At 52.2% G+C, this 7,380-nt stretch carries 11 protein-coding genes; 7 read left to right on the top strand and 4 right to left on the bottom strand.

Annotation, left to right across the window (positions count from 1 at the left end):
• The first annotated feature begins 75 nt into the window (after window positions 1-75).
• Window positions 76-303, top strand: coding sequence for a hypothetical protein (locus ACSQ17_RS20910; protein WP_436070538.1), 228 nt, complete (start codon window positions 76-78; stop codon window positions 301-303).
• On the opposite strand, the gene ACSQ17_RS20905 is transcribed toward ACSQ17_RS20910, so the two are convergent.
• The 4 genes from ACSQ17_RS20905 to ACSQ17_RS20890 all read right to left on the bottom strand — a co-directional run bounded on the left by ACSQ17_RS20905 (window position 286) and on the right by ACSQ17_RS20890 (window position 2,075).
• On the bottom strand, window positions 286-822 hold the full coding sequence (locus ACSQ17_RS20905) for a hypothetical protein (RefSeq protein ID WP_436070537.1): 537 nt from the start codon (window positions 820-822) through the stop codon (window positions 286-288). The two genes, ACSQ17_RS20910 and ACSQ17_RS20905, sit on opposite strands and share 18 nt — an antisense overlap.
• Entirely contained in the window at window positions 819-1,127 is a 309-nt protein-coding gene (locus ACSQ17_RS20900) for a hypothetical protein (RefSeq protein WP_436070536.1), read from the bottom strand. The genes ACSQ17_RS20905 and ACSQ17_RS20900 overlap by 4 nt, the downstream gene beginning before the upstream one ends.
• A 417-nt stretch (window positions 1,128-1,544) precedes the next feature.
• Window positions 1,545-1,784 carry a hypothetical protein gene (locus ACSQ17_RS20895; RefSeq protein WP_436070535.1) on the bottom strand — a complete coding sequence of 80 codons (240 nt, stop codon included), beginning with the start codon at window positions 1,782-1,784 and terminating at the stop codon, window positions 1,545-1,547.
• A gap of 96 nt (window positions 1,785-1,880) precedes the next feature.
• On the bottom strand, window positions 1,881-2,075 hold the full coding sequence (locus tag ACSQ17_RS20890) for a hypothetical protein (protein WP_436070534.1): 195 nt from the start codon (window positions 2,073-2,075) through the stop codon (window positions 1,881-1,883).
• Window positions 2,076-2,188: 113 nt separating this feature from the next.
• Between ACSQ17_RS20890 and ACSQ17_RS20885 the strand changes: the two genes are divergently transcribed.
• From ACSQ17_RS20885 to ACSQ17_RS20860, 6 genes are all read left to right on the top strand, one after another.
• Complete coding sequence (locus ACSQ17_RS20885; protein WP_436070533.1) at window positions 2,189-3,577, top strand: phage/plasmid replication protein, II/X family; 1,389 nt, start codon at window positions 2,189-2,191, stop codon at window positions 3,575-3,577.
• 222 nt (window positions 3,578-3,799) lie between these two features.
• Complete coding sequence (locus ACSQ17_RS20880; RefSeq protein WP_436070532.1) at window positions 3,800-4,147, top strand: DNA-binding protein; 348 nt, start codon at window positions 3,800-3,802, stop codon at window positions 4,145-4,147.
• 350 nt (window positions 4,148-4,497) lie between these two features.
• Window positions 4,498-4,719, top strand: a complete 222-nt coding sequence (locus ACSQ17_RS20875; RefSeq protein ID WP_436070531.1) for a hypothetical protein — start codon at window positions 4,498-4,500, stop codon at window positions 4,717-4,719.
• Window position 4,720: 1 nt separating this feature from the next.
• Window positions 4,721-6,058 (top strand): hypothetical protein, encoded by a 1,338-nt coding sequence (locus tag ACSQ17_RS20870; protein ID WP_436070530.1) that lies wholly within the window; start codon window positions 4,721-4,723, stop codon window positions 6,056-6,058.
• Window positions 6,058-6,372 (top strand): hypothetical protein, encoded by a 315-nt coding sequence (locus tag ACSQ17_RS20865; protein ID WP_436070529.1) that lies wholly within the window; start codon window positions 6,058-6,060, stop codon window positions 6,370-6,372. The genes ACSQ17_RS20870 and ACSQ17_RS20865 overlap by 1 nt, the downstream gene beginning before the upstream one ends.
• 61 nt (window positions 6,373-6,433) lie before the next feature.
• Window positions 6,434-7,366, top strand: a complete 933-nt coding sequence (locus tag ACSQ17_RS20860) for a zonular occludens toxin domain-containing protein (RefSeq protein WP_436070528.1) — start codon at window positions 6,434-6,436, stop codon at window positions 7,364-7,366.
• The last annotated feature ends 14 nt before the right edge of the window (window positions 7,367-7,380 follow it).

Below are 7,380 nucleotides of genomic sequence, written 5' to 3'. Positions count from 1 at the left end.
CGTAACGTTACGTTAATTCGGCTACGGACAATGCTGTAAGCTCCGGGGCCGATTTAATGTAACGTTTATTATGCGATGCCATTTCTAGACCTTCCTGACTACCTGCTGCTCGATGCTCGCCTGTATGCACCAGGGCGAGATAATCAACAGGCCGTCGCTCACATCTTGCAGGACTATCCCCGGCTTGTTGCTGAGTTGCGTTTATTGCGCCGCCGGGTAGCGCAAATCGAAGAAGAGGGCACCGCACTGGATGCCCGCCTTGAGGCTTTGCAGGCTCTCTGTCGCTCAATCCTCGACCTCTGATTTTGTCTCAATAATTCTGTAGATCGCTCCCTCGCATTCTGGCAAATCAAGCAATGCATCCTGCGCCCTTGCTTCTTGCCAGTAACTTCCTTTCAGTGTCTTCCACTTGCCTCTTGATCCTTTCTTGCGCTGTATCCTCCATATGCTGCCCTCTAGCGCGTCCGCTACGTCGTGCACGTCTTGAATTATTTTCCTCATGCCCTGGTTGAGTCTCGACGGGCTAGCACTCTGTTTCAGTTGCCTTATTTCGTGCTCAAGCTGTGCAATTTTAAGCCCCATATCTATGACTTGCGCTTGCAGGCCTTCCGCCCTCTTAAACTCAGCCCTTGCCATTTCACGCAGCTTTTCAACTTCTTCAGGCGTCGTTTCTTTTCCGGTAACGTTACTTTTAAGCCGCTCGCGGTATGCTTTCTGCTTCTGCGCTGGTGTCAGTGCTGCACCAGTCGAAGGACGGCCACGCCCGCGCTTTTGCTGTTCTAGGGGAAGGGATTTTGTTTGCTTGTCTGCTGGATCGATCATTTCAGCACCCACTCAAAAGCGTCGTGCAGCCATTCGAAGTTGGCTGCATCTGTGCCCAAGGCGCAGGCGGCACCATCGATCCAGCCGCGCAGCTCTATTAGCTCAACGTCGCCTTCATCGAAAAGGCAGTCGACAAGCATCATGTAACGGGTGCGCATGCTCATGATCTGCGAATGAAGCAGGGTCTGAGGCAGATCGCAGATTTCCACGAAGTCATCGAAGTACGCCTCTGCAATGAAGCGTTTGCTGCATCCTGATTCGTAGGCTGAAAAAGTTTTGTATGGGTTTTCGATGGTGTCTTGCATGGTGAATCTCCGTTTCGTTTGGCTTGGTGTAATTATAGTAACGTTACCAATAATACGCCACTGGTAACGTTACCAATAATCGACCGCTCGTCGGATATTCGGTAACGCATTGCGCGTTACTTAAAGCCACCCATATTCCAGGTCATTCCGCAAACCCCACCCCACCGCCTCACTGGTTCGCCGTCGCGGAGCGACCCCAGCGAAGACCTTGTGTCGCAGCATCAGCGCGCAGCGGTGAGCCTTTGGGTAGCCCGAAGGCCGCAGGGTGAAACCCTGACCAAGCGTCAGCACGAACGTGCGAAGCTAGGGTGCATCTAAGTGCGCAGGAGTTTCGGTTTCCCCGGTCGGGGTAGCGGCTTGCCGCGAGGGGGAACCCCTGCCAAGCAGAGCACGAATGTGCGGCAGCGTCGGTGCCTCTTACGCTCGAATGACTTTTGCCTTTCTGAAACCTGGCACTGTGCTGTTTTTCAGGATCGAAGCCAGAGCTTCTGCATGCTCTTTAGGCATCGTTATCGGTGTTTCAGCTCCACCTACTGGCAGCGTCATAAAGCTTGAACTAGCCCCGGCGCGTGCAATCACACGGCCTTCCTCGAACATGCATTGCACAAGTTCACAGCCATCATCACCGACTATTTTCCACTTCTCGTATTCCTGCACGCGGTTTCTCCTTCTCCTGGGCGCGCAGCGGCCAGGGTCCACTATCTCTAATGGTGGACTCTTGTCCGAATGTCGGAATTTCTGTGTTTTTTCTGCTCAATCAACACGGTGGGTTATCGCCCCTGAGGCGCTAACTTCAAGCGAGCAAATCACTTTTTCTAGGAAGGCGTGCACAAGCTCCGAATCCTTCATGGGCTGCATGCCGCGTTTAACCAATTCTTTATTGATTTCAACGGCTTTCCTGCGCAGCGCTTCCTGCTCTGCGCTCGTCAAGCGGATGTTTGTCGGCATGTCTGCTCTCATTGGCTTTTCCTCAATATGCATGTGTGCATGTTATTAGTGTTGACGTGTGCAGGTTCACGAGTCTACATTTCGCGCAAATGTTATTTGTGTGCATGCATCCAATGCTTGATCGAATCCACATGTTCATTCCGTTTCTCGACGATGCCACGAACACGATTGGCACCGTTGAGCACCCGTTCAAGGTTGTTGACCTTGAATCGCTCGGCATTTCGATGCGTGCGGCTGGTGGTGTGACCCGGCGTGATGACGGCGGTTTCGACTGTGAAGACCTTTCCCACGCTTGGGAGTCTTTGCCATCCAGCTATACGCCGCTTGCCTTCAAGGTTTTCCATCAGAGCCTAGGCAAACGCCTGATGCCCGGCGTTGAGCTGAAAGCCAGCCCCGCCAAATTGCTCCAGGGCCATAACGTATTTGGCCCGACCTCGATCCGTAGCGGGGCAGAGGTGATGCTCAAGTGGCTTGCAGGCACTTACCCGCTCCTCTGGGCGCGCCTGGATTTCAAAGCGATTGAGGTCTACGCCCTGGACTGCACCTATTCGGCCCGCATGCCGAATGAGCAGACCGCTCGGCAAGTCATCGACTTCATGCGCGGTGTCAGCAATGGCCAGACCCGCAACCGTGGTGACAACTACGAAACCACGGCGTATTGGGGTGCCAAAGACGGTCGCCTGCGCAAGATCAAGGCTTACCTCAAAGGCCCTGAATTTGCCCGCCAGTTGGACGACGTACGCAAGGCCGCCCGCGGTGGTTATGGCGACCCTGAGCGCCGCCATGACCTCGATAACGCTCACGTCCGCGAGTTCAAGATTCACCGGCGTAACGCCCGTGCGCCGATGTCCATTCTCTCTGCTGCTCGCACCTTGCGAGTGATGGAAGACCCCCGGCTCCAGGAGTTTGCAAAGCTGCTGCTCCGAATGGAGGCAACTGTCATGCACCGCTGGCTTGAGCGTCGGAATTTACCGACTCACCTGTGGCCGTTGTGTGACCACCAAGAAGCGCTCGCAAAGGAGGATCGCTGTTTTATCCAGGAGTGCTTTAGCGCTGTTACTGCTGAGCTGTTCGCGGCCTTTGAAGGTATGACGATGAAACGAATTGACGACGATAAGGTGCTGGCCGCACTGATTGAGAAGTACACCAAAGTAGGGAAGGGCAGATGGACCCCGGCCAAAGCCGACAAGGCTACAGGCTCCATCATTCCGCGCCTTTTCATCCCCGGAAAATCTAGCGACTCCTACGCCCGCAACCTGTTCCGCACCTACCGCAGCATCAAGGATTACGGTTGGGAAGAGACTATGAATTCAATGTCTCGCTCCAGCTTCTACGACCATGTCCGCGACCTTGCTGCTGTCGGCCTTTCCAAGGCGATGCTTCAGAACCTTGCCGAGCACGACAACGTGCGCAACGTGGTGCCGGTACTCCAGCTGATCCACATCGACTTCGCCAGCCAGCGCCCTGACTGGTACGTCGAACCTTGCGTGGAGGCTGCCTAATGATTTATGCCGGCCTGATTTCTAAATGCGCATGGTGCCGATGCGCTTCCGAGTGCTCGCCTTGCGAGCTTATGAGCGGTGAAAAGGTGCCGCTCTGTGCCTCTTGTGAGAACGAATTAAATCAGCAGATCGAGGACTCCTGGCTACCAGAAGAAGACGACGACTGCGCCGTTTCCCAACCGGGCCAGCCGGCCCAACTTAAACCCCTGTGAGGTGTAAATCATGTTGCTACTGACCGGCCTGTGCCACGGCTACAAAGCCAAGGACCGTACCGTAGGTTCTAACCAGTTCACCGACCACCTTTTGCTGGTCGAGGTCCAGGACAAGAACCAATACGGTATCGACGAAACAAAAACGATCGGCATCAAGCTCTCGAAAGCCGATATCGATGGCGGCATTCAGCACCTGTACGACCAGTTCAAAGGCAAGCCGCTCACCGTCCCTGTTCGCGTCGGCCCTTGGGCTTCCAAGGCCGGCAACGCCGGTTACGACTTCTGGCTGTCCGGTGATCGCAAGCCGATCCAAATGCAGATCAAGCCACCTGCTTCCGCCGTCCAGGCTGCGAGCTAAGGGCAGGGCATAGCCATGAATCGCTATCTCGGCTTCTTCATCGTCGGCCTTGCCTCGGGCTGGGCCTGGGGCTTTATCGACGGAATCACTAGAGCCGTAGGTAGCGCCTAATGGAAACGGGCTTAACAATTACTGATCTTTACTACTTGGCTGCTGCAATTGCCATGGTTGTAAGTTTCAGCGCTGGATTTACAGCAGGGAGTGCCGCTTAGTGGACGTCACAAGTAGCGTTGATCTTGCTGTGAAAGTTGCCGGTTGCTGCGTTTTATTGTGGTTTACCGGTTACGCCTTCGGTCGTGTATATCGCACGGTCGTCGTACTCTTCCGCAAAGCTTCCAGGTAGGTGCTTTATGAACATGAAACAAATCGCTGTCGCTGTTGCTCTCGCAACTGTTTCTGCCGGTGCAATGGCAGCCGGTGAAGTTGAAGCCGGTATCACTGCAACTTCCGCAACTGTCACGACCTATATCGGTCTTGCAATTGCTGCCGGTTTCACCCTTTTGGGTCTGTCCCTGGCGTCCGATGTTGGTATGGGCTTGGTCAAGAAGTGGATCAAGAAAGGGGCTAAGTAACATGAGAAAGGCGACTCTAGTACTGGCGACTTCGGTCGCCTTTCTTCTTTTTGGAGTTCCTAATTCTTACGCTGGAACTAAAAAGAAAGTTCAAATGCCAACAGCTCAATCTGTCGCTAATGGCTCAGGTGTTCCAGTAAAGTCAGGAAATTCTCTTTCAATCCCTGGTGCTCTCCAGGGCGAATTTATACCGGGTGATAATCCTTCCAGGACTACGCCAATTAAGGTGTTGCCAACAATCGATTTCTCAGTTCCTAGGACAATTAACGCTGTAAAGGGAATTCTCAAGAATAATGCCGCCTCAATTGCTGTTGGTGGCGTTATTGCCGGAATGATTGCCGGGCTAGATTGGGTTATGTCTCCTGACAATACTCAGATTCAAGTTCGTGAACAAACCCCAGGCTCTTATACTCCTACTGGTAGTCAATATGCTTGGGCTTTGAGTAACCCCAATGGTACACCAGCCGCTGGTTTTTCAAGTCCTACTGCTGCTTGTGCTGTTCTTAACTCGATTGACCCATCAAAACCACATGTCCCTATATCCACATCTGATCCTCTAACATTCAACTGCTCAAATTCTACTTGGTGGACAACTCGTTATGGCTCATCCTGCCCGTCTGGCCTTACTTATAATTCAACGCTTGGCACATGTACCGGCACGCAATTAGTTCCGCTTAGAGATTCTGATTTAAGCCTTGTTGACGCATACGCAACCGCACAATCAAGCCAATGGCTTAAGGATTTACTGCGCGAGTCATGTTCTGGCTCGCTTGCGCCAGATCGTTGCTACGAAGATTTAAAAGATAATGTTAGTTTGACTGGCCCTTCAACTGTCAGCGGCCCTACATCAATTTCAACCACTACCGGCCCTAATGGTACAACCACAAAAGAGACCAAAACCAATTACCAAATTACATACGGGAGCGATTATTTTATTTACGCCCCAACTACTACTACAACCACTGTAAATCCTGACGGAACAACAGAAGTGGAAACCGAGGAAGAAACAACGGAAGAAGAAGCCCAGGAGGATGAGATAGACTCAACTATTGGTGATCCATACGCACCAGTTATAACTAAGTATAATGACATTGCTTCTGGTGTTAGTGATCTTGAAGGTAATATGTCGTTTATTAACTATGGCCCTTGGTATTCATTTGGTGGCTCTTGCAGCCCTATAACTCTTAATCTTCCTGTTATGGGAACTTATACTATCGATCATTGCCCATATGTGATTGATTGGATTCGTCCAACCCTTGGCTTTTTATTTGCTGTTTGGACTTGGCTGCATTGCTTCGCCCTTTGGCGTGAAACCTTACAAAATGCGAGGCCTATATAATGGCTATTATTGTTCAACTCATAATCAATATATTCAGCTACTTTGCATCTTTTGCAGTTGCAAAACTTGGCGCTCGTTATGGCATTAGGCTCGCTTTACTCGCTGTTTTCATGGCTGCTTTCGTTACTTTGACTGCAACTGTTAATGCGATCTTGGGCGGTTTAACCCTTGCTCTTCCTCCGCTTGCTCAGACCGCAGTTGGAATCCTTCCTGCGTCCACTGGGGCGTGCATCGCTGCCATCGCCGCAACCCATGCTGCTTGCTGGCTCTACTGGCGTGTCGTCATCACAGCATCTGTTAAGGCTCGCATTTAAAAAGCCTACCGGAGGCCGCGCAGCGGTCTTGGGTAGGCTTATTTCACTTGGAGAAAACCCCATGGCTGTCTATTTCTTTACCGGCAAACTCGGATCAGGTAAAACACTTGGCTGTGTGTCGAAGATCAAGGATTACTTGTCCGATGGTCGTAGGGTGGCTACCAACTTGGATTTGTACTTGGACGAGATGTTCAGTTACTGCAAATCAACTGTTGTTCGCCTTCCTGATAAACCGCGTTCCCAGGATATGGTCGAACTAGGGCAGGGGTACGAACCGCCAGACCCGCGCCACTATGACGAATCAAAGTTCGGTTTGATTGTCCTGGATGAGTGCGGTACCTGGTTGAACAGCCGCGAGTGGAATGACAAGGATCGCCGCAAGTTGATCGACTGGTTTTTACATGCTCGTAAACACCGTTGGGACGTGATGTTCCTCATCCAGGATATCGAAAGCTGTGATGGTCAGATTCTTCGGTCTCTTTGTGAGCACCTGGTTGTTTGCCGTCGAATGGATCGTTTCAAGCTCCTTGGCTTCTCGTTGCCGCGCGTCCATATCGCCAACGTGTATTACGGCCAGGGAACTCAAAACTACGTTGAGCGCTGGGTTTATCGTGGTGGCGATCTGTACGGCAGCTATGACACTGTTCAGCGCTTTTCGGACGGCGTTGAATACTTCGAGTCAGGCCCGGTCGATATGCGTGCGCCGTACACTATGCTTAGCGCCTGGCACCTTAAGGGGCGTTATTTGCCGCCGCTGGTCAGTGACGTGCCTATCCTCCGCCGTTTCAACCTGTTTGCAGCTGGCTTGCTGCTCAAGCCATTTCTGTTTGTCTGGTGCTTCCTGGACCCTCAGAATTTCTACAGGACGGCTTTTCGCAAAAAGTGGCAGGCTGAGTACATCGAGAATGGCCGTCAGAAGCTCCAGGAACGCCGCCAGCAGCTTTTAGCTGCTGCGCTTGATCCAAACACCTACCCGCCACACGAAAGCCCCTAGGCTTCGCATAATGT

Origin of the sequence: Pseudomonas sp. LjRoot71 (assembly GCF_964253255.1) — a bacterium.
GTDB lineage: Bacteria > Pseudomonadota > Gammaproteobacteria > Pseudomonadales > Pseudomonadaceae > Aquipseudomonas.
The sequence above is the reverse complement of the archived record's forward strand: the minus strand, read 5'-3'. Positions and strand labels throughout refer to the sequence as shown.